The following is a 26,362-nucleotide window of genomic DNA, read 5'->3' as shown; positions in this document are numbered from 1 at the left end:
CCATGTGGTAAGTACCCCAGTAATTAGTGGGTACTTCCACGATCGTACGTCCCTCGCCGAGCATGGTCGCGTACCGACCTACCGAGGAGACCTTTGATGACCGAACCCCGAGGCACCGGCGTCACGGTGCTGGGCCTGGGCGCGATGGGCAGCGCTCTTGCGACCACCCTGCTCGACGCCGGCCACGCCGTGACCGTCTGGAACCGCACCCCCGCCCGCGCCGCCGGCCTGAGCGCGCGGGGCGCCGAGGCGGCGTCGGCGATCAGCGCGGCCGTCACGGCCAATGAGCTGATCATCGCCTGCCTGTTCGACCACGCGTCGGTGCACGAGACCCTCGACCCGGTCGTCGCCGAGCTGCGGGGGCGCACGCTGGTGAACCTGACGACCACGACGCCGAACGAGGCGCGCGAGCTGGCCACCTGGGCGGCCGGGCACGGCGTCGAGTACCTCGACGGCGCGATCATGGCGACCCCGCACATGATCGGCGCCCCTGAGGCCTCGATCCTGTACAGCGGCACCCGGGAGGTCTTCGACGCCGTCCGGCCGGTGATCGACCGGTGGGCGACGAGCACCTACGACGGCGAGGACGCGGGCCTGGCCTCGCTGTTCGACCTGGCGCTGCTCTCGGGCATGTACACGATGTTCGCCGGATTCCTCCACGGCGCCGCGATGGCAGGGTCCGCGGGCATGAGCGCCACGGACTTCGCGGCACGCGCGACGCCGTTCCTCAGTGCGATGACGTTCGGCTTCGCCTCCGACGCCCGCGTGATCGACGGCGGCGACTACACCGTCGCCGGTCAGCAGAGCCTGGACTTCTCCGACCTCAGCCACATCGTCCGCGCCAGCGAGGAGCAGGGCGTCGACCCGACGCCCATCGCCGCGGTACAGGAGCTGATCAGCAGGCAGATCGCCCAGGGCCACGGCGCCGAGGCCTTCGCCAGGATCTACGAGAGCCTCCGGGCCGACCGCACCGACGGCGCGGACCACGCCCGCAGCACGGACCACGCCCGCAGCACGGACAGCACCGAACTCGCGGAGGCCCGCCGATGAACGCACCAGTCACCCTCATCGGCCTCGGCCCGATGGGTCAGGCCATGGTCCACGCCCTGCTGCGCGCGGGGCACCCGGTCACCGTCTGGAACCGGACGCCGAGCCGGGCCGCCGACGTCGTCGCGGCCGGCGCCACCCTTGCCGCCACACCCGCCGACGCTCTCGCGGCGAGCAAGCTCGTCATCCTGAGCCTCACCGACTACCAGGCGATGCACGACATCCTCGGTCCGGCGGCGGAGGCGCTCGCGGGCCGGACGCTCGTGAACCTCAGCTCGGACTCGCCGGACCGCACCCGCGAGGGCGCCGCATGGGCGGAGGAGCACGGTGCCCGCTTCCTGACCGGCGGTGTCATGACGCCGGCACCGATGGTCGGCACCGAGGCGGCGTACGTCTACTACAGCGGCCCGAGCGACCTGATGGAGGCCCACCGGGAGACGCTCGCGACGATCGGCGCGCCGCGCTATCTCGGGGAGGACCTGGGGCTGGCGCAGCTCATGTACCTGGCCAACCTCGACGTGTTCCTGACCTCTCTCGCGTCGCTCATGCACGCCACGGCACTCCTGGAGTCCAGCGGGGTCACCGCGTCGGCAGCGCTGGAGGAGCTGATGCTCACGCTGGTCGGCGTGGGGGAGATGCTCGCGGTCGGCGGGAGCCCCGGCGCCCAGATCGACGCCGGTGAGCACCCGGGCGACCTGAGCACGGCCACCATGATGGGCGCGACGGCGGACCACGTGGTCGCCGCGAGCGAGGCGGTCGGCGTCGACACTGCGCTTCCCGCAGCGGTCCAGGCGTACTACACCTGGGTCCGCGACAGCGGTCACGGGGGCGACAACTGGACCCGGATCATCGACGCCATGCGGCCGCGGAACGGGTCGGGCGGGACACCCGCGGCCTGAGGACGCCGGGTGTGAGTGCCCGTTCCGCCCGCAGGTCGTGCACGACGGCCCGGAGCAGACCGGGAAGGAAGTCCCGGCCCCTGCGCACGCACCAGGGCAGCCCGGCCCGCAGCAGCCAGACCAGCCGCTCTGCCACCGACGGCGGCTCGGGCGCGTCGGGCAGCTGCCCGCGGGCCTCGGCGGCCGAGAACGGGGTTGTGTTCGTGACGGACGCCGTCGCGTCCATAACCCCGTTCTCGAACCCCGGGGCTGGGCCGACCGCGGCCGGGTCCGCGGACAGGGCGGCCGCCGCTGCCAGGGCCAGGGCCCGGTGGCCCGTCGGCGACGGGTGGACGCGGTCGATGTGCCACGCCCTGGGCCCGGCCGGTGCGATCGCCCGCGCGGCGTCCACGACGACCACCCGCCCGGGTGCCGAGGCCGCTACCTCTTCCACCGCCGCGTTGATCGACGCCACCCGGCGCCGCATGACGCGTCGCACCAGCCGCGGACCGAGCTCGAACAGCCCGATGACCGGCAGCAGCACGAGCAGGACGTCGGCACCCGCGCGGCACAGCTCGTCGACGGACCGGTGCAGGTCCGCCAGCGTGTGCCGGGGGTCGAAGTCGCTCCGGAGCACGTCGTTGCCGCCGACCAGCACGGTGGCGAGGTGCGGCCGGAGCGCCAGGGCGGCGTCGAGCTGTGGGCCGACGACGTCGCGGGAGCGCGCGCCCTCGGTGGCGAGGTTGGTGAACGTCTCCGCGCCGAGCACGGTGGCGAGATGAGCTGCCCAGCCGGGGCCGTGCACGGCGTCGGGACCGACCGTGTCGCCGACGCCCACGGTGATCGAGTCGCCGAGGGCGACGAGTCGAAAGCTGCGCTCACGTCCCGCCGGCGGCGTCATCTCACCGATGCCCCACGGGGTCCGGCCTCAGGTCGAAGGCCCTGCGGGAGTGCAGCGCGAGCATCGCGTCGCCGGTGGCGCTCCACGGGAACAGCTCCGCGCGCGCCCGGGCGGCCTTGCGCCGTTCGTCCACGTCACGGTCCAGCACCTCGTGCAGCGCGAGGGCGAGCGCGGCGGCGTCCGGCGGTGCGGCGGCACCGGCAGTACCGACCACCTCGGGCAGGGCGCTCGACGAGCTGCAGACGACCGGCGTCCCGGACGCCAGCGCCTCGAGCGCCGCGAGCCCGAACGTCTCGATCGGCCCGGGGGCGATGACGACGTCGGCGCAGGTCAGCAGGGTTGCGAGCCGGTCGCGGTCCGGGACGAACGACAGGAACCGGTGCGGCAGCCCCGCGGCCTCGGCCCGGCGTCGCATCTTCGGCAGGAGCGGCCCGGCTCCCGCGACGACGAGGCGCACGGGCCGGCCGTCCCGCACGAGCTGCGCGGCGGCGTCGATCGCGAGGTCCGGGCGTTTCTCCGCGGACTGGCGGCTCGCGAGCACGACGAGCGCGGTGCCGGGCGGTGCGTACAGCGCGCGGGCCTCGTCGGAGTACCGGTCGGGCCGGAACCGTTCCAGGTCGACGCCGAGGGGTACCCGGTAGAGCGGCGGGAGGACGGCGGACCGGTTGCGGTCGGCCAGGCGTTCGACCTCGCCGGCCGCGAAGTGGGTGGTGGCCACCAGGCGGTCGAACCGGGTGAGCGTGGCGAGGTTGTACCGGTCGGCCAGGGCCGGCGCCGCGGCCGCACCGAACGCAGCCGCGCTACCACCCGCCGCGGCACCGGGGATCCAGGAGCGCAGCACCCCGTCGACCCGCTCGTGCAGCATCATCAGCGACGGGACGCCGGCCTCACGGGCCCAGTCGCCCAGCCCCGCGAGCGTGGTGCGGTCGCTCACCTCGAGCCGGTCGGGCGCGAGGGTCTCGAGCAGGCCGCGCATCTTGCCCGGCTGCACCACCGCGCGGTAGCCGCCGGAGAACGGCACGCGCGGCGCGGCGAGGGTGACCACCCGGATACCGTCCACGAGCGATACCCCGTCCCGCTTGCCCGGCACGACGAGCACGGGTTCGTGCCCCCGGGACACGTACTGCCCGGCGATGGCGTGCATAGCGGTTCGGATACCCCCGGAACGAGGGCTGTAGAAGTTCGCGACGTGGACGATGCGCAAGTCAAACCTCCGCTGAGCCGGCTCTCGCGTGCACCCGGACCGCGTCCTCGTAGTGGCCCATGAGCTCGGAGCAGATGTCGTGCCACGTGCGGCCCTCGGCGCGCTCGCGGGCCGATGTGCCGAAGGCGCGCCGCTTGCGTTCGTCGCCCACCAGGTCGACGACGCGGGCGCGGAGCGCCTCGTGGTCACCTGGAGGGTACAGCCAGCCGTCGTGGGAGTGCCGCACGATGTCCAGCGGGCCACCCGCGGCGGGTGCCACGACCGGAACCCCGCTGGCGTGCGCCTCCTGCAGCGTCTGGCCGAAGGTCTCGAGCTCGCCCGGGTGCACGAACACGTCGAGGCCGGCCATCGCCCGCGACAGCTCGGCCCCGCGCAGCAGACCCGTGAAGTGGGCCTCCGGGAGAACCTGCTGCAAGTGCTCCCGCTCGGGCCCGTCGCCGACGATCACGAGCCGCACGCCCGGCAGGTTCTGCACCACGCGCAGCGCCTCGACCTGCTTCTCGGCGGCGAGCCTGCCCACGTAGCCCACGAGGATCTCGCGGCCGGCGCCGACCTTGCGGCGCCATGCCTCGTCGCGGAACCGCGGGTGGAACACCTCCGTGTCGACCCCGCGGCCCCAGAGCCGCAGGTTGGGGATGCCGTGGTCCTCGAGCTGCCGCATGGTCGCCGTGGACGGCGCGAGCGTCATCGTCGCGCGGTCGTGGATGTCCTTCACCCGCTTCCACAGCAGCGGCTCGAAGCCACCCAGACCGTAGCGCGCCGCATAGCCGGGCACCTCGGTCTGGTAGACGGCGACGCTCGGCAGCCGCAGGCGCTCGGCGGCCAGGATGCCGCGCCACCCGAGGATGAACGGCGACGCGAGGTGGACGACGTCGGGCGCGAACGTCGCCAGCGTGCGCTCGGTGCGCCACTTCTTGCCGACGACGAGTCGCACGTCGGGGTACCCGGGAAAGCCGATGGAGCCGAGCTCGACGACCGGGGCGCCGCTGACGAAGGGAGGGACATGACCGATCGAGGCATCGGCATCGGGCGCGAGGACCATTGCCTGGTCCCCCCGCTCCTGCAGGTGCTCGAGAACCCGCAGGACGGAATTCGTGACCCCGTTGACCTGCGGGAGAAAACTCTCCGCAACGATGGCTACTCGCACGTTACGAACCTGCCGGTCGTCGATGTCCGGACGGAGTCTTTAGTGCGGCGAACCGAGGAACGGGTGGCGTCGAGTCGGTAACCGCTACACACGATGTCACGTTCCCGACCGTAGCCGAGCCATCGTGCGACTGGCACGACGAACCTGCTGAACGGTCCCTCAAGTCGCTCTGGAGACCGCCCGACGCGACCAGGCGACCTGGACCAGCCGGACGATCGCCCCGATCATCAGGGCCACGAGAAGCACGTTGCGCAGGGCCCCGACGCTCGTGGCCAGCGGGAATCCGCCGAGGAACTCGCCGTACTGGAGCGGGTAGATCTCCATGGTGAGCCGGGCGACCACGATGGTGCCGAGAGCGGGCAGGAACCAGGTGCGCCGGGTGCCCTGGCTGCGGGTCCCGAGCGCGATCGCCGCGGCGATGGGCGGCCCGATCCAGGCGATGAACTGCGGGGAGCCCACCTTGTTGAAGACGATGAGGGCCAGCAGCTCCGCTGTGGCACCGATCAGCAGGACGTCGCCGACGCGGTCGGGCCGGCGTCGTGCCGCCCACCAGACGAGCGCCGCGATCAGCAGCGCGGCGACGGGGAGCGCGACGTCGAGCGCCTGGGCGACGGCGTCGGCCTGGGCGCCCTGCACCTCGTAGGTGTAGATGACGTTGTCGTACTCGACCCGGATCGAGGGGTCCCAGAGGCGTGCCACCGTGAACGGCGTCGCTCCGACCGCCTCGACCTGCAGCTGGCGGTCGCCCTGCTCCCCGAACACGTCGAGGACGTTGTCCTGCCCACCGCCCGCGATGGCGACGCCGACGACCACCGCGCACACCGCTGCGCCCGGCAGCACCACGTTCCGGACGAACCCCTTGGCGCTCGACGCCGTCGCGGCCAGCGCGAGGGCCACCGCACCCGGAGCGATCTTGATCCAGGCGCCGATGGTGGCCAGCGTCATCGCGACCGCCGGACGCTGGGCCGCTACGAGCAGCGCCACGAGGATGATCGGCGCGAGCAGGCCGTCGAGCCGGCCGATCCAGATCGGCCCGAGCGCCATGAGGAACGCGAGCCAGAACCAGACGGCCACCCGTCCGCGCGGGCGTGCCCGGCCGAGCACCAGCACCGCGCCGGCGTTCGCGACGGTGACGAGGCTCATCCACACCCAGTCGTAGCCGTGCGTGGAGTCGGTGAACAGTGCGGGGACCACCATGGGCGCGAGAGCGCCGAGCGGATAGACCCAGTCGTAGTCGAAGACCGGCCACGACCCGGTGTTCATGCCGTTGCGGACCCACCACTCGTACAGGCCCACGTCGCCGAGGATCTGCGGCTCGAAGACCCACGCCTGCAGGATGATCCAGGCGTGGGCCAGCACGAAGCCGATCCACAGGGCCGGCCACGAGGTGAGCACATGGTTGGCGGACCGCAGGATGTCCTTGCCCACGGCCTTGGGCGTTGGCGAAATGTCTGACGCGCTCGGCACGGCCACATCCTTGCACGTGCTGGATGACGGGCCCGCCCGGTACTACTGCCTGGTACTACTTGCCGAGGTAGGCCACGTCGCCGTTCGAGCTGCGGATCTCGACCGTGCGCTCGGCGTTCGGGTCGGTGGATCCCTCGATGATCTGGTCGCCGTTCGACGTGTCGATCGTCAGGGCCACGGGCTCGCCGTCGCCGACGACCGTGACCTCGCCGTTGCTGGACACGCCGTAGACGTCGCCCTCGACCCCGGAGATCTCCACCGAACCGTTGCTGGTGTCCGCCGAGGCGTCGCCGGTCACCGAGTCGATGGTGATCTCGCCGTTGCTGCTGTCGGTGGTGACCGTGCCGTCGACGTCGGCGACCGAGATCTCGCCGTTCGACGTCGAGGCGTCCACGTCGGCACGGGAGTCGCTGACGTCGATGTCGCCGTTGCTGGACCGGGCGTCCAGCGGGCCGGTGAGCCCGGCGGCCTCGACGTCGCCGTTGCTCGTGTCCAGGGACAGGTCGCCGGCCAGGCCGGTCGCCACGATGTCGCCGTTCTCCGTGCGGATCACCACCTCGGTGCCGGCCGGCAGCGCGACGTCGAGCTCGCCCGAGCAGCGCGGCAGGGCGATGAACCACCCGCACCGGTGCGTGAGCTCGAGCCGGCTCGCGGACTCGTCCGCCGAGTACGTGGGCTCCCGCAGACCGCTGTGGGCAATGACGTCGACCTCGATGTCGCCCTCGGCGGCGGTGACCGTGACGTCGCCGTCGGCCACGAGCTCGACGGTGCTCACTGCGTCGTAGGACCGGTGGGTGGTGCGGGTCTCCGACATCATCAGGTCGGTCAGGAACAGTGCGCCGAGGACGATCGCCGCGAGGGCGAGAGCGACGCCTGCGGCCGCCAGGACGCGGCCGGTGGCGCCGCGCTGCGGCGGTTCCGGTGCGTCGACGAGGACCGGGGCGTCCTGGGGATATGGCTGGTTCATGAGCGGGATCCGTTCTGGTCGAGCCAGCGCAGCACGGCGAGCACACGGCGGTGGTCGTCGGTGGCGGGCGGGAGGCCGAGCTTGTTCAGGATGTTGGTGACGTGCTTCTCCACCGCGGCCAGCCCCACGACGAGGCGGTCCGCGATGGCGGCGTTGGAGCGGCCCTCGGCCATGAGCGCGAGCACCTCGCGCTCCCGCCGGGTCAGGACGTCGAGGTCGGATCCGGGATGCCGCGCGATGATCTGGGTGACCACCTCGGGGTCGACGACGGTGCCGCCGCCGGACACCCGGGCGACCGCGTCGAGGAACTCGTCGACGTCGGCGACGCGGTCCTTGAGCACGTAGCCCAGGCCACGGGCGCCACGCGCGAACAGCTCCGTCGCGTAGCTCTGCTCCACGTACTGCGACAGCACCAGGACCGGCAGGTCGGGGTGCAGGCTGCGCAGGTGCACGGCGGCGCGCAGCCCCTCGTCGGTGTGCGACGGCGGCATCCGGACGTCCGTGACGATCAGGTCCGGCAGCTCGACGTCGGGGGTGGAGAGCGCGCGGACGAGCTCGTCCGCCGTGCCGTGCCCCGTCACGGTGTGCCCCTCGGCGGCGAGCAGCCGCGTGAGCCCGTCCAGGAGGAGGACGGAGTCCTCAGCGATCACGATGCGCACGGGACCTCCACGGTCAGGCGGGTGCCCTCACCGGGCGGGCTGTCGAGCTCGAACGTGCCGTCGAGGGCCAGGACACGGCCACGCAGGCCTTCGAGGCCGCTGCCGTGGGACGGCTCGGCGCCACCGCGGCCGTCGTCGTGCACGGTGATGCGCAGGCGCACCGGGTCGTCGTCGGGCACGAGGACCGCCACCACCCGGACGGAGTCGGCGCCCGCGTGCTTGGCGACGTTGGTCAGGGCCTCTGCGACCACGAAGTACGCGGCGGCCTGCGCGGCGGCGCTCGCGGGCGAGAGGTCACCGGTGACCTCGACGCGTACGGGCACCGGGCTGCGCCCCGCGAGGGCGGAGAGCGCGGCGTCGAGCCCGCGGTCGGAGAGGACCGCGGGGTGGATGCCGCGCACCAGGTCGCGCAGCTCGGCGAGCGTCTCCTTGATCTCGCGGTGCGCGAGCTCCAGGGCCGCGACAGCGTGCTCAGGATTCTTGTCGGCCAGCCGGCGGGCCACACCGAGCTCGACACCGAGGGCGACGAGGCGCTGCTGGGCGCCGTCGTGCAGGTCGCGTTCGATGCGGCGGCGTTCGGTGTCGGCCGCCGAGACGACCGCGGTGCGCGACTCGGTGAGGACCACCGCTCGTTCCCGGGCGGTGTGGGCGGACGCCTCGGCGAGGCGCGTCTCCTGCTCGGCGGCGGCGGCGCGGGCGTGGGCGAGGTCCGCGGCGGACGGCCCGAGCAGGAACGTCGCGAGGCGCAGGACGAGGTACGACCCGTACTGCGCGAGGGCGGCCGCGGCCCACACGAGCAGGACGGCGCCGGAGAGCGCGCCGACGACGGTGGCGGGCCACGCCAGACCTGACCAGGTCGCGAGGGCGCTGTCCCTGCCGAGCACGACGAACACGAGCGCGGCGGCGGCCCCGCCGACCAGTGCCGCGGCGACCGCGAAGGACACGGTGCTGATCAGCATCGCGAGGAAGGCATAGAGGGTGGCGGCCCACGCGCGGTTGTCGCGGACCGGCGCCCACAGCGTCGACCCGAGTCGGCGCCGGGCGGGGGCCCGGAGCGGCGGCGGGGCGGGGATCGTGATTCCCGTCTGGGCGGCGAGGCGGGCGCGCTCGACCCCGCCGAACCACCGTGCGCCGATCAGGGCTGCGGCGAGGAGCGGCACCCCGATGCCGAGCGCCGGGACGAGGCCCGCCGACACCGCGACGAGGACCCACAGGACCACCCCGCCCGTCAGGTGCCAGAGCCAGCCGACGGCGAGGGCGGCGAAAGCCCGCCAGGTGGCCGCGTCGTACGGCGCCCGGAAGAACGCGGCGGCCGAGACGAGTGCGGGCGCGACGCGGTCCTCGAGGGTGCGGAGCTGGGGCGGCGTCGGGCCGTCATCGCTGGTCATGTGCATGACACTAGGCCGACGCGCGGCCCCGCGACATGCTGCCGCCCCACGGCACGAGGGTGGGGTTTCCCCTACCCCCGGCCTGTTGGTGGAGCGATCAGGCGAACGCGCTGGTGCCCGTGATCTCGCGACCGATGATCAGCGCCTGCACGCTCTCGGTGCCCTCGTAGGTGTGCAGGGCCTCGATGTCGGTGAAGTGCCGGGCCACGCGGTTCTCGAGCAGGATGCCGTTGCCCCCGAGCAGGTCGCGGGCGATCGCCGCGATCTGGCGGGCGCCCCGCGTGGCGGTGTACTTGGCGAGCGAGGCCTGCGGGCCCGTGAGCTGCCCGGCCTCGTCGAGCCGCGTCATCTGCTTCACGAGCAGCTGGATCTGCGTGAGGATCGACAGCATCGTGGTGAGACGCTCCTGCACCATCTGGCTCGCGGCCAGCGGGCGGCCGAACTGCGTCCGCTGCTTCGAGTAGGCCACTGCCGACTCGTAGCACGCGACGGCCTGGCCGACGGCCTGCCAGGCGACACCGAGGCGGGTCGCGAACAGGACGCGCCCGGTGTCCTTGAAGGTGCGGGCCTTCGGCAGGAGGTTCCCGGCCGGGACGAACACGTCGTCCAGCACGATGTGCGCCTGGTGGATGGCGCGCAGCGAGACCTTGCCCTCGATGGTCGTCGCCTCGTAGCCGGGGGCGTCCTGCGGCACGATGTAGCCGTGTACCTGGCCGTCCTCGCCACGTGCCCACACGACCGAGATGTCGCCGATCGAGCCCAGACCGATCCACTTCTTCTCGCCGTTGATGACGTAGCCCTCGACGCCGTCCCGCGTCTCTTGCACGGCCGACGTCTCCAGACCCACCGAGTCCGAGCCGTGCGTGGGCTCGGTCAGCGCGAACGCGCCGAGGATCTCGCCGCGGGCCATGGGGCCCGCGTACTTCTCGATCTGCTCGTCGGAGCCGAGCATCACGATCGAGCGCAGCGCGAGGCCGCCCTGCACACCACAGATGGTGGAGACCGAGCCGTCGCCGCGCGACATCTCCATCGCGGCCAGGCCCTCGGCCATCTTGGAGATCTTCGGGTAGCCGGGCACGTCCACGCCGTCGCGCAGGAAGTCCAGCTCGGCCATGCGCTTGACCAGGTCCATCGGGACCTCGTACCGCTCCCAGTAGCCGTCGATGACCGGCAGGACCTCGTCCTGCACGAACTGGCGGACGGCGAGCTGGTGCGCCCGCTCCTCCTCCGTCACGTCGGCGAAGGCGCCGGCGAAGTCGATGTCGAGCGGTTGCGAGACGTCGTAGTCGGGCGCCGTCACACCTGGGATCTGAGTCATGGTTCCATGGTGCTCCGGTACTGGATCTCAGGTCAAACGATACTAGGTCTCACGCTGGAGTGCGGTCGGCATGGTGGCAGGCCCGCCCACCGGCCCACGGCTGCGGCCGGGTCCGCACCCATTCGCCCGACGCCGCCGCGCGCCGCATCTCGAGCTGGAGGTACTGGTCCTGCGCGGCCTCGGCCACGGAGTACGGCGACGGTGCCCCGAGCAGGGCGTGGTCGGCCATGTCGGCGACGATGCGTGCGATCGACAGCTCGTCGTCCGGCAGGCGGGCCGGTCGGAACTCGTTGCGGTACAGCCAGCCGCCGTCGAGCGTGTAGCCGCGCAGGTACAGGCCCTCGTGGCTGCCGGCACCGCCCGCGGCGACCCGCTCCAGCGTGGAACGCCGGGGAAGGCCGTCGGCGCCGACGTGCCGCACGACGTCGTCGCGCAGCTCGCCGCGCTCGCCGCGGACCAGCAGCGTCGGGGAGCGGACCCAGGAGCGGTACTGGACGTCGTCGAACTCGTAGGTGCCGAGCCGGCCGCCGAAGTCCAGCCACGCGGTCGCGTGCACGGTGTCGACGAGGTCCAGGTCCTCGGGATCGCCCGCGCGGCTGGGGCTCGGCAGCACCCGGCGCGCGTCGCGCCGGGCCGTGATCACCGCATCCTCGAACGTCACGCCGAGGGCCCGGCGCAGCACGCTGACGCCGTGGTAGTCGTGCGCGACGGAGACGTGCGCGTCCGTCACGGTGCCCAGCAGTCCGGAGCCCGCGACCGCGAGCTGCGCCCCGACCAGTGGCTCCAGGTGGTACTGCTCGGCGACGTGTATGCAGGCGCCGTCGTCCACGAGCCGCTGCAGCGCCACCAGCTCCTCGACGGTGCCCGCAGCGGGCGTCTCCGTCAGGACGGGGACGCCCGCTGCGGCGAGGTCACGGATCACCGGCTGGGCCGCGCCGGCGGGCAGGGTCAGCAGGACGACGTCGGGCCGGCCGCCGGCGAGCAGCTCGGGCACCGAGGCGTAGGCGGGCGCGGGAAGCCCGGGCAGGCCCGCGGCGGTGAGGCCGCGGGCCGCCAGCCCCGCGCGGTCCGCCGCGTTGCGGGTGGCCACGCCGACCACCTCGAAGTGGTCGGGCAGCGCCTGCAGGACCCGCAGCATGGTCCGGGCCCGGAAGCCCGAGCCGACGATCCCGATCCTGGCCGTGCGGTTCCGTGAGGTCACGGAGCCCGACGCTACGCCCTCGGGCGCTCAGGCGGTGGCGACCGCCGCGTCGTCCGGCTCGGCGCCCTCGCGGCGGCTGATGCGCCACCACGCGAAGAACCCGAACAGCGTGAACAGGCCGTAGATGACGTACATCAGCGCGGTCGCCCAGTACCCGGCCGAGAACAGCAGGGGGACGCCGACCAGGTCGACGGCCACCCAGATCAGCCAGAACTCGACCCAGCCCTTGGCCATACCGTAGGTCGCGAGCACGGAGCCCGTGAAGATCCAGGCGTCGGCCCAGACCGGCTCGTACGAGCCGAGGGTCCGGAAGAGCGGGGTCAGGAGCAGCGTGCCGGCGAACATGCCGGTCACCAGGCCCACGCGGGCCTGCCAGGAGGCCCAGCGCGGGTGGACCGCCACCGTGCCGACGCCGCCCATGCGCTGGGTCTGGCGCCAGCGGTACCAGCCGTAGATCGAGACGGCGATGAACATGATCTGCCGGCCGGCCTGGCCCAGCATGTCCGCTCGCGTCGCGTCACCGAACCATGAGCCCATGAACACCGTGAAGAGCAGGATGTTGCCCACGATGCCCACCGGCCAGGCCCACACCTTGCGGCGCAGGCCGCCGAGCGCCGACGCCAGGCCGAACAGGTTGCCGATGACCTCTCGCCAGTAGATCTGCTGGTCGGCAACCAGGAACGTCGCGTCATAGGCGGCGCGGAACCAGTCCATGTCTCTTCCCTCTCCGAAGGTCCGCACACGGGGACTCCGGGGTGAGGGTCGGCGCGCCACCAGGACACCGACGACGACGCGAGAGGGCACCCCGAGGGGTGACGGCGCGCGCCGCACGTGCTTCCTCCCATCCGGACTTTAACCGTCGGTCCTGGAGTTTCACCAGGTCAACCGAGCCTCTCCCGAAGGAGCGACGCGGGTCGCGGACTATCACCGCCGGCTCGGAATTTCACCGACCCCGGAGCACGTGTGCATCTGCTGCACTTGAACTACTGCACTGCTTGCTTGCGGAACACAGGATGCCACGACGCCATTCCCGGCCGGAAGTGCCTGGCGCGTGCTAGGCGAGCGCTTCCCGGACCGCGCGAGCCACCTCGTCCGGCCCGGCACCGCCCGAGACGACGGTCACGACCACACGGCGGCCGGACGGCGCGCTGCCGCTCGCTGGAGCGTGGCCGCCGGCGCCGAGGACGGCGGCCCGCCGCAGGTCGGCGAACGCCTCCTCCAGCTCGGGCCGCAGCTCGAGCGACGGCGTGCGCAGCCAGCGCCGCAGTATCGCGTTGTGCACGGCGACCACGGACGCGGCGAACGCTATCGACGCCGTGGACGTCGACCGCTCCGGCGGCAGCGTGTCGCGCAGGTAGTGCGTGAACGCCCGCTCGTAGCGGTGCGTGGTGATGAGCTCACGGTCGCGCAGGGCAGGGACCTGCTGCAGCAGGGCGTACCGGGCGAGCGACGTCTCACGCTGGCCCACGTGGTGGTCGAACACCATGCGTGCCGCGCGGCACACCTCGAGGTACGGGTCGATCTCGGGGTCCCAGGCACGGCCGAGGTCGTGCCCGGACTCCTCACTGGTGCGGGCGTCGGGGCGGGTGGCGGCCAGCATCACCACCACCTCCTCGAGCAGGAGCTCGTGGTCGGCGAAGACCACGTCCTCCTTCGAGCGGTACCGGCGGAAGAAGGTGGCCCGGCTGACCTTTGCGGCGTCGGCGATCTCCTCGACGGTGGTCCCCTCGTACCCCTGCCGGGTGAACAGGTCCACCGCGACGTCTACTGCCTGCGCATGCGTGTGGGTACGGACGGCGGTCATGCCAGGCAGGCTACCGCGTACCCCTCGGGGCGCGGGAAAAATCCTTGAGCGATATGTAGTGGTCAAGGCGCTAGTTTTCCGGGTCCGAGATCTTGCCGGACCGCAGTCTGTGCAGGTAGCGCACCTCGCGTACGGCCATCAGGAGGCCCAGGCCACCGGGTACCGCCGACCACGGATGACCCAGTACAACTCCGACAAGGCACACCAGAAAGATCACCCCACCGCCGACGACGGTGGCGAGACTCGCCCAACGGATCCCGGTCACGCAGTGAGCGTAGTCTGCGGGCGTGACCGAGATCGCTGCCAAGCCCGTCGTCGACGTCTACGTCGACCCCATGTGCCCCTTCGCCTGGATCACGTCGCGCTGGGCCCTCGAGGTGGCGCGGCTCCGCGACGTCGACCTGACCTTCAAGCTGATGAGCCTCTACCTGCTGAACAAGGACAGGGACATCGACGACGGGTACCGGGCGCGCATCGAGCGGTCACGCGGCATCGGCCGCATCGCCGCGGCGGTCCAGACCGACCACGGACCCGAGGCGTTCTCCGCGTTCTACACCGCAGCAGGCACCCGGATCCACAACCAGCAGAACAAGGACTTCGACGCGGTGGCGGTCGAGGCGCTCGCCGAGGCCGGCCTGCCCGCCGACCTCGCCGCGGCGGCGACGTCCACCGACTACGACACGGCGCTCGCTGTCTCTCACGAGTCCGGCATGAAGCCCGTCGGCGACGACGTCGGCACGCCCACCATCCACGTCGACGGCGTCGCGTTCTTCGGCCCGGTGCTCACGCGCATCCCGCGCGGCGAGGAGGCGGCCGCCCTGTTCGACGCCTCCGTGACGCTCGCGCGGTACCCGTACTTCTACGAGATCAAGCGCTCCCGCACGACGGACCCCGCCTTCGACTGACTGCCTTGGTCGCTCGCAGCCGACGTCGGTGGGGCGTGGCATCGTTGAGGTCATGACTCTTGACCTGCGCATCTTCACCGAGCCCCAGCAGGGCGCGACGTACGACGACCAGCTCGCTGTCGCCCAGGCGACCGAGCGCCTCGGGTTCAGCGCGTTCTTCCGGTCCGACCACTACCTCGCCATGGGCGACGGCGACGGCCTGCCCGGCCCCACCGACTCCTGGATCACGCTCGCGGGCCTCGCCCGCGACACGTCGACCGTGCGGCTCGGCACGCTGGTGTCCTCGGCGACGTTCCGCCACCCCGGCGTCCTCGCCATCCAGGTGGCGCAGGTGGACCAGATGTCCGGCGGCCGCGTGGAGCTCGGCCTCGGCACCGGCTGGTTCGGGGCCGAGCACAGCGCGTACGGCATCCCGTTCCCCGACAAGCGGTTCGGCATCCTCGAGGAGCAGCTCGCCGTCATCACCGGCCTGTGGGGCACCCCGGTGGGGGAGAAGTTCTCGTTCTCCGGCGAGCACTACGAGATCGTCGACTCGCCGGCCCTGCCGAAGCCCCAGCAGTCCAGGATCCCCGTGCTCATCGGTGGCGGCGGCCCGCGCCGGACACCCGCCCTCGCGGCGCGGTACGGCGACGAGTACAACCAGTCCTTCCCCGAGATCGACGCGATCGGCCCGCGCATCGAGGTCATCAACAAGGCACTGGCCGACGCCGGGCGCGCGCCCGGGTCGCTGGTCCAGTCGGTCGCGCTGGTCGCCGTCGTCGGCAAGGACGAGGCCGAGTTCACCAGGCGTGCGACGGCGATCGGCCGCGAGCCCGCTGAGCTGCGCGAGCACGGCATCGCCGGGACGGTCTCCGAGGTCGTGGACCGGCTCAAGGCCCTTGAGGCCGCTGGGGTCCAGCGGGTCTACCTCCAGATCCTGGACCTGGCCGACCTGGACCACCTCGACCTGATCGCGCGCGAGGTGCGTCCGCAGCTCGGCTGATAAGCCCCGTCCCGGCCTGTGATGCGAATTACCGCTAGCGCAGGCCGGGCGGAGAGATTCTTCTTATGGTCGTGGCGGCCGTGCTTGCCGTGACACACATCGGAGAACTCATGCAGAGCTTTTCTCGTGCCGTCCGAGCCGCTCTCGCGGCGACCACGCTCGTCGCAGGAACCCTCGTAGCAGTGCCCTCCGCCGTCGCCGACGACAGCTATCAGCGCGGACCCGACCCGACGGTGGAGAGCATCGAGGCGGCGCGGGGCACCTTCGAGATCGGGACAGCGGTCGTCACGCGTGCCGCCGCCGAGGGCTTCGGCGGCGGCACGGTGTACTACCCCGTCGACACCTCCGAGGGCACCTTCGGCGCGGTGGCGGTGTCGCCGGGCTACCGGTCCTCGCAGGCAGCGGTCGCCTGGCTGGGTCCGCGCCTGGCGTCGCAGGGCTTTGTGGTGATCACCATCGACACGCTCCGCCTGTCCGACTCGCCCGACCGACGCGGCGACCAGCTGCTCGCCGCGCTGGACTACCTGCAGCGCACCGAGCTCGCGGACCGGATCGACCCCGGCCGGCTCGCCGTGATGGGCCACTCGATGGGTGGAGGCGGCAGCCTGGAGGCCGCCAAGGACTACCCGGCGCTGCAGGCGGCGATCCCGCTGGCGGCGTGGAACACCGACAAGTCCTTTCCCGAGGTCACCACACCGACCCTGATCATCGGCGCAGAGGACGACAACATCGCGCCGGTGCGGTCGCACTCCGAACGGTTCTACGAGTCGCTGCCGGCGGACGCCGACAAGGCGTACCTGGAGCTGCGTGACGCCTCGCACTCCGCGCCGACGACGGACGGCACGACCATCGCGAGGTACAGCCTGTCCTGGCTCAAGCGCTACGTGGACGACGACGAGCGGTACACGCAGTTCCTCTGCCCGCCCCCTGTCCCGGACCAGCTGATCAGTGAGTACCGCAGTACCTGCGGCTAGGATCCGCGCGACACCCCCGTTGCGAGATCAAGGACAACACCATGCGACTCGGCTGGAAGCGGCACGGCGACGGCGCCCGCATCACCCCTGGTGAGGTGGTTGCCCCGGACGAGCGGCTGAGCTGGCCGCGCACCATCGGGATCGGTCTGCAGCACATCGTCGCGATGTTCGGCGCCACGTTCCTGGTGCCGGTCCTGACGAAGTTCGACCCGGCGACCACGCTGTTCTTCTCGGCGATCGGCACCATCGCCTTCCTGCTGATCACGGGCAACAAGCTGCCGAGCTACCTCGGGTCCAGCTTCGCGTTCATCGCGCCGATCACGGCGGCGACGGCGTCCGGTGGGCAGTCGGTGGCGCTTGGAGGCATCGTCGCCACCGGCCTGCTGTTGACCCTCGTCGGCGTGGTGGTGCACTTTGCGGGGCCGCGCTGGATCCAGATCGCCATGCCGCCCGTGGTGACGGGTGTGATCGTGGCCCTGATCGGCCTGAACCTGGCGCCGGTGGCGTGGCAGAACTTCCAGGTGTCCCCGGTGACCGCAGTGATCACCCTCGCCTCGATCCTCCTGATCCAAGTCCTGTTCCGCGGTCTCCTTGGCCGCCTGGCGATCCTGCTCGGCGTCGTCATCGGGTACGCCGTCGCCGCGGTGCGCGGCGAGGTCGACTTCTCGAAGGTGGGAGACGCGGCCTGGGTCGGCCTGCCCCACTTCGTCGCGCCGTCGTTCGACCCGAACGTGCTCGGCCTGTTCCTCCCGGTGGTGCTGGTGCTCATCGCGGAGAACGTGGGCCACGTGAAGTCGGTGGCCGCGATGACCGGCCGCAACTACGACCCGCTGACCGGGCGCGCACTCCTGGCCGACGGCGTCGCCACGACCCTCGCCGGCCTCGGCGGCGGCTCCGGCACCACTACCTACGCCGAGAACATCGGCGTCATGGCGGCGTCCCGCGTGTACTCGACGGCGGCGTACTGGGTCGCCGCGTTCGGTGCGCTGGTGCTCAGCCTCTCTCCCAAGTTCGGCGCGCTGATCGCGAGCGTCCCTGAGGGTGTGCTCGGCGGGGTCACGACCATGCTCTACGGCATGATCGGCATCCTGGGCGCGCGCATCTGGGTGCAGGCCAAGGTCAACTTCTCCGACCCGGTCAATCTGGCGACGGCCGCCGTGCCGCTCGTCATCGGTATCGCGGGCTTCACATGGACCGCAGGGGACCTGGAGTTCGGCGCCATCGCCCTCGGCACCGCCGCTGCCCTGGTGATCTACCACGTCATGGGCGCGATCGGCCGCTGGCGTGGTACGGCCGAAGGCTGACAGTTCTGGCCTCAGGCGCACAGATCACATCCGCTGATCTGTGCGCCTGACCCATGTCTGGACACCGTGCTGAACGCGTGGTTAGCATGTTGAACATGCGTTCAGCCAAGGCCGAGGAAGCGGGCAGCGGAGAGGCCAGCCCGAGCGACCTCACCGCGCGCGCCCGGATCCGCGACGCCGCGATCAACCGGTTCGCGGTGGAGGGCTTCGGCGCCTCGGTGCGCGCCATCGCGGCCGACGCCGGTGTGAGCGCCGGCCTCGTGATGCACCACTTCGGCTCGAAGGACAAGCTGCGTGCCGAGTGCGACGCGCACCTGCTGGCCACGATCGGCAGGCTCAAACGCGAGAACGTCGCCGAGGCCGCGGCGGGCCACAGCTTCTTCCACAAGTTCGCGGCGGTCGAGGAGAACGCACCCATCGTCGGCTACGTCCTGCGGTCCATGCAGGACGGCAGCGCCCTCGCCCAGGACTTCATCGGCCACATGGTCGACGACGCGGTGGGCTACACCAAGGACGGCGTAGCGGCGGGCGTGATCGTGCCCAGCCGGGACGAGACGGCGCGGGCCCGCTACCTCACCCTCTCGTCGCTCGGCGCGCTGCTGCTCGAGGTGACGCTCGACCCGCCGTCCGACCCGAGCGACCTCGTCAGCATCGTCCGCGGCTACTTCACGAACAGCTATCTGCCGATGATGGAGCTGTTCACCGAAGGTTTCCTCACGTCGCGCCGCATGCTCGACGAGTACCTGATGTACGTGCCCGACCCGCCGTCGGGGGAGGAGTAGCGCCTGCCCCATCCCTCTTCCGACGTCCGAGAGCGAGCGAGACATGACCGCGGCACCAGCGATAGAGATCCACGACCTGCGCAAGTCCTTCGGCAGTGTCCAGGCCCTCGACGGCCTGAACCTGACCGTCCAGCCCGGCGAGATCCGGGGGTTCCTCGGCCCCAACGGGGCCGGCAAGTCCACCACCATCCGTGTCCTGCTGGGCCTCCTGCGCACCGACTCCGGTTCCGCCCGCCTGTTCGGCGGGGACGTGTGGCGCGACGCCGTCGAGCTGCACAAGCGCATCACCTACGTGCCCGGCGACGTGAGCCTGTGGCCCAACCTGACCGGCGGCGAGTGCATCGACTACCTCGCCCGGCTCAGCGGCCGCCACGACAAGAAGCGGCTCGCGGCGCGCAAGGCCGAGCTGCTGGAACGCTTCGAGCTCGACCCGCGCAAGAAGTCGCGCACCTACTCCAAGGGCAACCGGCAGAAGGTCGCCCTGGTCGCGGCCTTCCTGACCGACGCGGAGCTGTACGTGCTGGACGAGCCGACGTCGGGCCTCGACCCGCTCATGGAGGCCGTCTTCACCGAGTACGTCCGCGAGGCGAAGGACGCCGGCCGGTCCGTGCTGCTGAGCAGCCACATCCTGTCCGAGGTCGAGAAGGTCTGCGACACGGTCACGATCATCCGCAACGGGACCGACGTCGAGTCCGGAACGCTCGACCAGCTGCGGCACCTCACCCGCACGAGCGTGACCGCGGTGGTGGCCGGCGACCCGTCGTTCGTCATGCGGCTTGACGGCGTCCACGACCTGGTCACCACGCCGGCCGACGGCGGGACCCGGGTCACGTTCGATGTCGACAACGCGCAGATCGGCGCCGTCCTGTCCGCCGTCGCCGCGCTCGACGTGCACAGCCTCACCGCGACCCCGCCGTCGCTGGAGGAGCTGTTCATGCGCCACTACGGCGACGTGCTGGCGGACGCACGATGACCGCCCTCGCCACCGCGCCGGCCGCGCCGGCCGCCGTGCGCGGGCCGGCCTTCGGCTCCACGCTCGCGGGCACGGGCCGCCTCCTGCGCTTCATGCTGCGCCGTGACCGGCTGCGGCTGCTCGTCTGGCCGCTCGGTGTCGCGCTGCTCTACGCGGGTGCGCTCGGCGAGTACGTGATCCTCGGCGACGACCCGGAGGCGATGTCGGTCCGGGCGACCCTCATGCGTACCCCCGCCATGATCTCGATGGCCGGCCCCGGCTACGGCGTGGACAACTACACGCCGGGTGCGGCCGTGGCGAACGAGCTGATCCTGTGGCTGGTGCTCACGCTCGCCGTGATGAGCATCCTCCAGGTCGTGCGCCACACGCGCGCCGAGGAGGAGAGCAGCCGGTCCGAGCTGGTGCGCGCCGGCGCGGTGGGCCGGCACGCGTCGTCCGTGGCGGCGCTGGTGCAGGTGGTGATCGCCAACGTGCTCGTCGCCGTCGTCTCGGGCCTGGTGCTGGTGGCCTACGACTTCGACGCGGCCGAGTCGTTCACCATGACGTTCTCGATAGCTCTGGGCGCGCTCGTGTTCGGCGCCGTCGCGCTGGTGGCCGCACAGGCCATGGAGCACGGGCGTGGGGCGACGGGTATCTCGCTCGCTGTGCTCGGCGGGTCGTACTCGCTCCGGGCCGTCGGCGACATCCAGGAGGAGCACGGGAGCTGGCTGTCCTGGCTGTCCCCGATCGGCTGGGTGCAGCAGACCCGGGTGTTCGTGGACATGCGCTGGTGGCCGCTCGGCCTGTGCGCGGCAGCGATCGTCCTCCTCATCATGCTGGCCGCCGTGCTGGGGTCGCGCCGCGACTTCGGCGCGGGTCTGGTCGCCGTCCGAGCGGGCCGGTCCGATGCCGCCCCCACGTTGACCGGACCCTTCGCCCTGGCCTGGGTCCAGCAGCGGATGGCCCTGCTGTGGACCAGCCTCGGGCTCGGCCTCATGTGGTTCGCCTCGGGCGGGGTGGTCGAGGCGGTGCCAGACCTCGTCGAGTCCGTGGCCGACAACCCCGTGTACTCCGCGATCCTGGGCGAGGGCGACGACCTGATCCGGACGTTCCTCGGGGTGTTCGGCCTGTATGCCGGCTCTGGCGCGGCGGCGTTCGGGGTGGCGATGGCGCTCCGGGCCAAGGGCGAGGAGGAGAGCGGCCGTGCCGGGCTCGTCCTCACCAAGCCGGTGAGTCGTGCGCGGTGGTTCGCCTCCGGCCTGGTCCTCGCACTGGCGGGTGCGGCCGTCGTGCAGGTGACCGGTGTGCTCGCCCTGTGGGCGGGCGCCGCGTCGTCGGGCCTGGACGAGCCCGGCTTCGGTGCCTACCTGGAGCTCGCCCTCGCCTACCTGCCTGGTCTCGCGGTCGTCGTCGCGTTCGCGGCCGCGCTCTACGCCTGGGTGCCGAAGGCCACCGGCCTCGCCTGGGTGCTGTTCGGCTACGTGTTCGTGGTGGGGATGTTCGCGGACCTGTTCGGCCTGCCGGACTGGGCGCGGGGGATCTCACCCTTCTGGTGGGTGGGCAACCCGATGGTCGACGGCGTCGATGCGTCACACCTGTGGGGTCTGTGCGGCGTCGCCGCCCTGCTGTCCCTGCTGGCCTTCACCGGTTTCCGGCGGCGTGACCTGCAGAACGGCTGACCTTCCGGGCGGGGCGTGCCGCTGTCTTCCGTACGCTCCGTCCGGTAGGGTTCGAGGCGCCGTTCGGTGTCAGCAGGCAGGTTCTCACCGCCGCTCCCGGACCGTGCCCCGCCGAGTCCAGTGAGGATGGACCGATGATCTTCAAGGCCGTAGGTGACGGCCGCCCGTACCCCGAGCACGGGCGCTCGCGCACACGCGACTGGGTAGACGTGCCGCCACGCCAGGTGCGGCTCGACGAGCTCGTGACCACCAAGCGCACGCTCGACCTCGATACGCTGCTCGCCGAGGACTCCACGTTCTACGGTGACCTGTTCGCGCACGTCGTCGAGTACGAGGGCACCCTGTATCTCGAGGACGGCCTGCACCGCGCGGTGCGCGCCGCCCTGCAACAACGTCCAGTACTGCACGCTCGCGTGCTCACCATCCGCTGACCTCAGGTAGGTTCGAAGAGTGACATCCCCCGGGTTGGACCAGGCGCGCGTGGAGCGCCGTCGCCGAGAGCACGAGCGCCAGGCAGTTGTCTTCGGCGTGCTCATCGCGTTCCTGGCGGTCTGCGGCATCTTCGCGCTCGCGGTCTACTCGGGCGCCATCAGCTCGCCGTTCAACCGTCCGTTCAACACGGTGGGCGTGGCGGAGCAGGAGACCTTCCCGGTGCCGTGCCTCCCTGCGGTGGAGGGCCAGCCGGACGGCGCCCTGCCGATCGCGTACTCGAGCGTCCAGGTCCGGGTGCTGAACGCCTCGGGCGAGGGCCCCGGCGGCATCGGCCAGACCGGTCTCGGGGGCGCGTACGGGAACACGCTCACGGAGCGGGGCTTCCAGGTCGTCGACGTGACCAACGCCGACAAGAACCTCACGTACTCCGAGCTGCGGTTCGGCAAGGGCGGGATCGTCGCCGCGTACACCCTCGCGGCGCACTTCCCGGATGTCCGGCTCGTCCTGGATGATCGGAAGAACAAGGACCGTACGGTCGATCTGCTGATCGGGGCGGAGTACGAAGCCCCTCTGGACATCGCCGACGTCGGTATCTCGGCGGATACGCCGCTCACCAATGCCGAGGGATGTGTGCCGTCCTCGGAGATCGACCCGCAGCCCCGGATCGGTGTCCGGGAGACCACCGGTGACGAGCCGGTCACGCCTGCTCGCTGATCGAGCGGGCTAGGGTCCTTGCTGTGCTGAACCCGTCCGCAGGCGCCGTGGGCTTCGGCCGCGCGCTCCTGTGGACGGTGGTCGTGCTCGCCCTTGCGCTGACCGCGCACTTCGAGGCAGGCGGCCACCTCCCGCCCGCCGAGCTGGTCGCCCTGCCCGGCGCCCTGCTGCTCGTCGTGTCTACGCTGGCCGTGCGGCGGCAGGTCCGCTGGCCGGGCGGCCTCGCCCTCGCGGGCCTCGGGCAGTACGCACTGCACCAGACCCTCTCGTTCCTCGGCGGCGCGTGCGCGCCGTCCATGCTGCCCGACGCCGCGGTGCACGCCCACCTGGCAGCCCCGCTCACCGGGCCGCTCGCGCACGGGCCGTGCGTCGGGGCCGCGCCCACAGGGATGGGTCCGGGGATGCTCGCCTGGCACGCCCTGGCGACCGTCGTGTCGGTCGGGCTGCTCGTGGGTGTCGAGCGCGGCGTCTGGCTGCTCGCATCATGGCTGGTCCGACCGCTCTCGGTGGCGCCGCTCCGGTTGGCCGTGGCCCGGCGGGCCCCCGTGCCGGCGGTCTCCGAGCGCCCCGGTGCGCCCGCGGACGTGCACGTGGCGCCGGAGCGCGGGCCGCCGTCGTCGGCCCGGTTGACGTACCTCGCGGCCTGACGGCGTCGGGCGGGTGGTGCGTCGCCGCGCGCCCTGCTCATGCCACCCGCCGCACCCGAAGGAACAAGAACATGAATCGCTCCAGCCTGCCTGCCCGCCGCGCCCTCGCGACAGTCCCCGCAACCGCCGTCCTGGTGCTGCTGCCCACCGTGGCCTACGCCCACGTGACGGTGAACCCCGACACGACCGCCGCCGAGAGCTACGCCAGCCTCACGTTCCGCGTGCCGACGGAGTCGGACAGTGCGTCGACCGAGAAGCTCGTGGTGGACCTGCCCACCGACACCCCGTTCCTCAGTGTCACCCCGCGTACCCTTCCCGGCTGGGACGTGGAGGTCGAGGTGCGCCCCCTGGACGAGCCGTTCGAGGTCGAGGGCGCGACGGTCGACGAGGCACCGGCGCGGATCACCTGGACCGCCGAGAAGGGCAACGAGGTTCCGCCGCACGAGTACCAGGAGTTCGCCGTCCGGGTCGGGGCGCTGCCGGAGGAGGGCACCGAGATAGTGCTCCCCGCCCACCAGACCTACACCGACGGCTCGGTCGTCGACTGGGACGACCTCGTCGCCGACGACGGCAAGGAGCCGGAGGCCCCCGCACCCGCGTTCACGACGACCGCCGCGGAGGCGGAGGGCGGGCACCACCACGCGGCGGCGTCGGGCGACGCCGCTGGTGCCGACGCCGCGGGCGCTGTCGCGGACGACGCTCCGGCTGTGGACCCCGTGGGTCGCTGGCTCGGCGTGGCCGGGATCGTGGTCGGCGCGGCCGGCGTCGGCGCGGCGCTGTTCACGCGCCGCAGCTCCACGAAGTAGACCGACACACGCTCTACCTCGCGCACACTGCGACGCCGAGGTAGAGCGTCTGTCCGGCCCTGTCTGCGAACGGCATCGGCGGGGGCGGACAGACGCTCTACCTCGCGGACGCAGTCAGAGCTTCAGCAGCGCCTGGACCGGGGTGTGGTCGCTCGGGTAGCGGCCGTCGCGGGTCCACGTGTTGATCGCCGCCGCACGAACCTCGACGCCGGATGACGCGAGGATCCAGTCGATGCGCGCGCCGTCGGGGTTCGGCGTCCCGTAGTTGGGGAACGTGCCCGCGTACGGGGTGAGCTGCCGGTCGGCGGCGAGCCAGGTGTCCTGGAGGCCGCCCTCGGTGACCAGGACGTCGTACGCCGCCGAGCCCTCGGCCGCCGCGTTGCAGTCGGCGGTGAAGACGACGGGAAGGCCTGTCTCCGCGACCTGGTCGCGGACCACCTGGGCGCTGCGCACTCGCGCGTTCTCCGCCTGGTGGTCGAAGTGCGAGTTGATGTGCAGGAAGTCGCGGCCGGTCGCGCTGTCGTGGAACTCGGCCCAGGTGACGATGCGGGTCACGGTGTTGCCCCAGGTGGCCGAGCCGATGACCTTCGGGGTGTCGGACAGCCAGAACTGGTCCCACCACTTCACGGTCAGGCGCCGCGCGTCGTAGAAGATCGCCGAGTACTCGCCGGCCGCACCGCCGTCGCGCCCGAACCCCACCATCTTGTAGCCGCGTCCGAGCCCGGCCTCGACGGCGGAGAGCTGGTTGAACTCCACCTCCTGGACCCCCAGGACGGTCGGCTGTTCCAGCGCCAGGAACGCCGTGGTGAGCGGCGCGCGCTCCGGCCAGTAGTCGGGCTCGCCGGGCCGGGTCTGGCCCTCCCGGTCGTAGCGGACGTTGAAGCTCATCGCGTGCAGCAGCCCGCCCCGTGCGCGGCCGATCACCGGCCGGCCCGCCCCTGCGGTCCGGGCGGAGGCCGGGCCGGCCAGTGCGGTGGAGGCGCCGAGGGCGCCTGCTGCCGCTGCGCCTGCGGCCGTCAGTATCGTGCGGCGGGAGACTCCGGCTGTGCCAGGAGTGGTGGACATGGGCTCTCCTCCAGGTCAGGGAACTGGTGCACGCTCACCCGACCAGACAGAGGTGAGCACGTCCACAACGCCACGTGACGCGCCGGCGAACTGCGCGGCTCAGGCCGCCGACGTCGCGCGTGGAAGGATCGGTGGCATGACCATCACCGAGTTCCTGATTGCACGACTGGATGAGGACGAGTCGATCGCACGAGCGGCCGACAGTGCCTCTTCACCTCCGGGCGAGGCTCATGGCGAGCCCGCGGTGGCCGCCCCGTTCCTTCCGGAGCAGCAGCGGCACATCGACCGCTGGAGTGCGACGCGGGTCCTCGTGGACATCGCGGCCAAGCGGACCATCGTCGAGACGTACGAGGAGCTTGGCCGGGTCCTGGCCAAGGCGTCGGACAGCGGACGCGTGGACGAAGCCGCAGTGACCAGGAACCTGTTCGCCGGACTCCAGGTCGCAGTGCTGGCCCACGCCATGGTGTTCGCCGATCACCCGGACTACCGCGCGGAATGGCGGTCATGACGTAGTCGATCGTCTGGGGGAGCGAACCCCGAGGGACATGACGAAGGGCCCGGAACCGTTGGAATTCCAATGGTTCCGGGCCCTTGCGCACTGCGGAGGATGGGGGATTCGAACCCCCGAGGGCGTTAACCCAACACGCTTTCCAAGCGTGCGCCATAGGCCACTAGGCGAATCCTCCTCGCGCTTCGCCGAGGCGGCGCGCGGCCACAGGACCGAAGTCTGGCGCGGCCTGTCGAGGATACCGGACGCCGTGCTCGGACAACGAATCGGAGCGTGCGGCGCGGCTGTGAGGTCGAGTACAGCGGGTTCTGCCTGGTTGGGCCGGGGTGTTCGGATCGGTTAGGCTGGGGGCAGACCCCTCGTACGGCACCACCTCGCCGAACTCCCCCAGGGCCGGAAGGCAGCAAGGGTAAGTGAGCTCTGGTGGGTGTGCGGGGGGTCCTTTAGCGCCCGGGATTCAGCGGCTCCTCCACCATGTGGATGGTATTCGTTCCGCATCGTGGGATTTACCCCGAGGCGATTCGCCTCGACGTCGTGCAGTGGCGCACGATGTCCGTATGACCCGCACCTGTACCGCAGCAACGACGTCGCGCACCTGTCGCGACGCCATGTGTCGCGCTCACGTGCGCGG

27 protein-coding genes, 1 tRNA gene, 1 other RNA gene and 1 riboswitch are annotated in these 26,362 nt (G+C 71.7%); of the genes, 15 read left to right on the top strand and 14 right to left on the bottom strand.

What is annotated here, in order from left to right; all coding sequences use genetic code 11:
• The first annotated feature begins 96 nt into the window (after positions 1-96).
• The gene (locus tag AB0I32_RS09130) at positions 97-1,050 is read left to right on the top strand and encodes an NAD(P)-binding domain-containing protein (RefSeq protein ID WP_357505021.1); all 954 of its coding nucleotides are present in this window, start codon (positions 97-99) and stop codon (positions 1,048-1,050) included.
• Positions 1,047-1,946 carry an NAD(P)-binding domain-containing protein gene (locus tag AB0I32_RS09125; protein ID WP_357505019.1) on the top strand — a complete coding sequence of 300 codons (900 nt, stop codon included), beginning with the start codon at positions 1,047-1,049 and terminating at the stop codon, positions 1,944-1,946. The genes AB0I32_RS09130 and AB0I32_RS09125 overlap by 4 nt, the downstream gene beginning before the upstream one ends.
• On the opposite strand, the gene AB0I32_RS09120 is transcribed toward AB0I32_RS09125, so the two are convergent.
• The 12 genes from AB0I32_RS09120 to AB0I32_RS09065 all read right to left on the bottom strand — a co-directional run bounded on the left by AB0I32_RS09120 (position 1,894) and on the right by AB0I32_RS09065 (position 14,246).
• On the bottom strand, positions 1,894-2,826 hold the full coding sequence (locus tag AB0I32_RS09120; protein ID WP_357505017.1) for an SGNH/GDSL hydrolase family protein: 933 nt from the start codon (positions 2,824-2,826) through the stop codon (positions 1,894-1,896). The two genes, AB0I32_RS09125 and AB0I32_RS09120, sit on opposite strands and share 53 nt — an antisense overlap.
• A gap of 1 nt (position 2,827) precedes the next feature.
• Positions 2,828-4,030 (bottom strand): glycosyltransferase, encoded by a 1,203-nt coding sequence (locus AB0I32_RS09115; RefSeq protein WP_357505015.1) that lies wholly within the window; start codon positions 4,028-4,030, stop codon positions 2,828-2,830.
• Between the two features lies 1 nt (position 4,031).
• Entirely contained in the window at positions 4,032-5,177 is a 1,146-nt protein-coding gene (locus AB0I32_RS09110; protein ID WP_357505013.1) for a glycosyltransferase family 1 protein, read from the bottom strand.
• A 159-nt stretch (positions 5,178-5,336) separates the two neighbouring features.
• Positions 5,337-6,644 (bottom strand): hypothetical protein, encoded by a 1,308-nt coding sequence (locus AB0I32_RS09105; RefSeq protein ID WP_357505011.1) that lies wholly within the window; start codon positions 6,642-6,644, stop codon positions 5,337-5,339.
• Positions 6,645-6,699: 55 nt separating this feature from the next.
• Entirely contained in the window at positions 6,700-7,611 is a 912-nt protein-coding gene (locus tag AB0I32_RS09100) for a DUF4097 family beta strand repeat-containing protein (RefSeq protein WP_357505009.1), read from the bottom strand.
• Entirely contained in the window at positions 7,608-8,270 is a 663-nt protein-coding gene (locus tag AB0I32_RS09095) for a response regulator transcription factor (RefSeq protein WP_357505007.1), read from the bottom strand. The genes AB0I32_RS09100 and AB0I32_RS09095 overlap by 4 nt, the downstream gene beginning before the upstream one ends.
• Positions 8,258-9,658, bottom strand: coding sequence for a histidine kinase (locus AB0I32_RS09090; protein ID WP_357505005.1), 1,401 nt, complete (start codon positions 9,656-9,658; stop codon positions 8,258-8,260). Before AB0I32_RS09090 ends, AB0I32_RS09095 begins: the two co-directional genes overlap by 13 nt.
• A 97-nt stretch (positions 9,659-9,755) precedes the next feature.
• On the bottom strand, positions 9,756-10,976 hold the full coding sequence (locus AB0I32_RS09085; RefSeq protein ID WP_357505003.1) for an acyl-CoA dehydrogenase family protein: 1,221 nt from the start codon (positions 10,974-10,976) through the stop codon (positions 9,756-9,758).
• 49 nt (positions 10,977-11,025) lie between these two features.
• Complete coding sequence (locus tag AB0I32_RS09080; protein WP_357505001.1) at positions 11,026-12,177, bottom strand: Gfo/Idh/MocA family oxidoreductase; 1,152 nt, start codon at positions 12,175-12,177, stop codon at positions 11,026-11,028.
• 27 nt (positions 12,178-12,204) lie between these two features.
• Positions 12,205-12,891 (bottom strand): nicotinamide riboside transporter PnuC, encoded by a 687-nt coding sequence (pnuC, locus tag AB0I32_RS09075; protein WP_357504999.1) that lies wholly within the window; start codon positions 12,889-12,891, stop codon positions 12,205-12,207.
• Between the two features lie 113 nt (positions 12,892-13,004).
• Positions 13,005-13,142, bottom strand: a riboswitch (FMN riboswitch).
• Between the two features lie 89 nt (positions 13,143-13,231).
• Positions 13,232-13,981, bottom strand: coding sequence for a helix-turn-helix domain-containing protein (locus tag AB0I32_RS09070; protein ID WP_357504997.1), 750 nt, complete (start codon positions 13,979-13,981; stop codon positions 13,232-13,234).
• Between the two features lie 70 nt (positions 13,982-14,051).
• On the bottom strand, positions 14,052-14,246 hold the full coding sequence (locus AB0I32_RS09065) for a hypothetical protein (protein ID WP_357504995.1): 195 nt from the start codon (positions 14,244-14,246) through the stop codon (positions 14,052-14,054).
• 22 nt (positions 14,247-14,268) lie between these two features.
• Between AB0I32_RS09065 and AB0I32_RS09060 the strand changes: the two genes are divergently transcribed.
• The 11 genes from AB0I32_RS09060 to AB0I32_RS09010 all read left to right on the top strand — a co-directional run bounded on the left by AB0I32_RS09060 (position 14,269) and on the right by AB0I32_RS09010 (position 24,158).
• On the top strand, positions 14,269-14,886 hold the full coding sequence (locus tag AB0I32_RS09060) for a disulfide bond formation protein DsbA (RefSeq protein WP_357504993.1): 618 nt from the start codon (positions 14,269-14,271) through the stop codon (positions 14,884-14,886).
• 52 nt (positions 14,887-14,938) lie between these two features.
• On the top strand, positions 14,939-15,868 hold the full coding sequence (locus tag AB0I32_RS09055) for an LLM class F420-dependent oxidoreductase (RefSeq protein WP_357504991.1): 930 nt from the start codon (positions 14,939-14,941) through the stop codon (positions 15,866-15,868).
• Between the two features lie 110 nt (positions 15,869-15,978).
• Positions 15,979-16,842 carry an alpha/beta hydrolase gene (locus tag AB0I32_RS09050; protein ID WP_357504989.1) on the top strand — a complete coding sequence of 288 codons (864 nt, stop codon included), beginning with the start codon at positions 15,979-15,981 and terminating at the stop codon, positions 16,840-16,842.
• A 41-nt stretch (positions 16,843-16,883) separates the two neighbouring features.
• The gene (locus tag AB0I32_RS09045; RefSeq protein ID WP_357504987.1) at positions 16,884-18,146 is read left to right on the top strand and encodes a solute carrier family 23 protein; all 1,263 of its coding nucleotides are present in this window, start codon (positions 16,884-16,886) and stop codon (positions 18,144-18,146) included.
• Positions 18,147-18,241: 95 nt separating this feature from the next.
• Complete coding sequence (locus AB0I32_RS09040) at positions 18,242-18,928, top strand: TetR family transcriptional regulator (protein WP_357504985.1); 687 nt, start codon at positions 18,242-18,244, stop codon at positions 18,926-18,928.
• A 43-nt stretch (positions 18,929-18,971) separates the two neighbouring features.
• A complete protein-coding gene (locus tag AB0I32_RS09035; protein WP_357504984.1) occupies positions 18,972-19,901 on the top strand; it encodes an ABC transporter ATP-binding protein in 930 nt (309 codons plus the stop codon).
• On the top strand, positions 19,898-21,559 hold the full coding sequence (locus tag AB0I32_RS09030) for a hypothetical protein (protein ID WP_357504982.1): 1,662 nt from the start codon (positions 19,898-19,900) through the stop codon (positions 21,557-21,559). The genes AB0I32_RS09035 and AB0I32_RS09030 overlap by 4 nt, the downstream gene beginning before the upstream one ends.
• Positions 21,560-21,693: 134 nt before the next feature.
• Positions 21,694-21,990, top strand: a complete 297-nt coding sequence (locus AB0I32_RS09025; protein ID WP_108493446.1) for a type II toxin-antitoxin system VapB family antitoxin — start codon at positions 21,694-21,696, stop codon at positions 21,988-21,990.
• A 19-nt stretch (positions 21,991-22,009) separates the two neighbouring features.
• Complete coding sequence (locus tag AB0I32_RS09020) at positions 22,010-22,705, top strand: LytR C-terminal domain-containing protein (RefSeq protein ID WP_357504980.1); 696 nt, start codon at positions 22,010-22,012, stop codon at positions 22,703-22,705.
• A gap of 23 nt (positions 22,706-22,728) precedes the next feature.
• Positions 22,729-23,352, top strand: a complete 624-nt coding sequence (locus AB0I32_RS09015; protein WP_357504978.1) for a hypothetical protein — start codon at positions 22,729-22,731, stop codon at positions 23,350-23,352.
• 71 nt (positions 23,353-23,423) lie between these two features.
• Complete coding sequence (locus AB0I32_RS09010; protein WP_357504976.1) at positions 23,424-24,158, top strand: YcnI family protein; 735 nt, start codon at positions 23,424-23,426, stop codon at positions 24,156-24,158.
• A 114-nt stretch (positions 24,159-24,272) separates the two neighbouring features.
• Here AB0I32_RS09010 and AB0I32_RS09005 read toward each other — a convergent pair whose 3' ends face one another.
• A complete protein-coding gene (locus AB0I32_RS09005; RefSeq protein WP_357504974.1) occupies positions 24,273-25,223 on the bottom strand; it encodes an endonuclease/exonuclease/phosphatase family protein in 951 nt (316 codons plus the stop codon).
• A gap of 136 nt (positions 25,224-25,359) precedes the next feature.
• Here AB0I32_RS09005 and AB0I32_RS09000 point away from each other — a divergent pair, with 136 nt between their 5' ends.
• On the top strand, positions 25,360-25,731 hold the full coding sequence (locus AB0I32_RS09000; RefSeq protein ID WP_357504972.1) for a DUF6221 family protein: 372 nt from the start codon (positions 25,360-25,362) through the stop codon (positions 25,729-25,731).
• 93 nt (positions 25,732-25,824) lie between these two features.
• Here AB0I32_RS09000 and AB0I32_RS08995 read toward each other — a convergent pair.
• Positions 25,825-25,909, bottom strand: a tRNA-Ser gene (locus tag AB0I32_RS08995).
• Positions 25,910-26,081: 172 nt separating this feature from the next.
• On the opposite strand from AB0I32_RS08995, the gene ffs reads away from it, so the two are divergent.
• Positions 26,082-26,178, top strand: an RNA gene (ffs, locus tag AB0I32_RS08990) — signal recognition particle sRNA small type.
• The last annotated feature ends 184 nt before the right edge of the window (positions 26,179-26,362 follow it).

The sequence above is a fragment of the Promicromonospora sp. NPDC050249 genome (assembly GCF_040656015.1).
Classification (GTDB): domain Bacteria; phylum Actinomycetota; class Actinomycetes; order Actinomycetales; family Cellulomonadaceae; genus Promicromonospora.
Note: the sequence above shows the minus strand (reverse complement) of the source record. Positions and strands in the feature narration are given on the sequence as shown.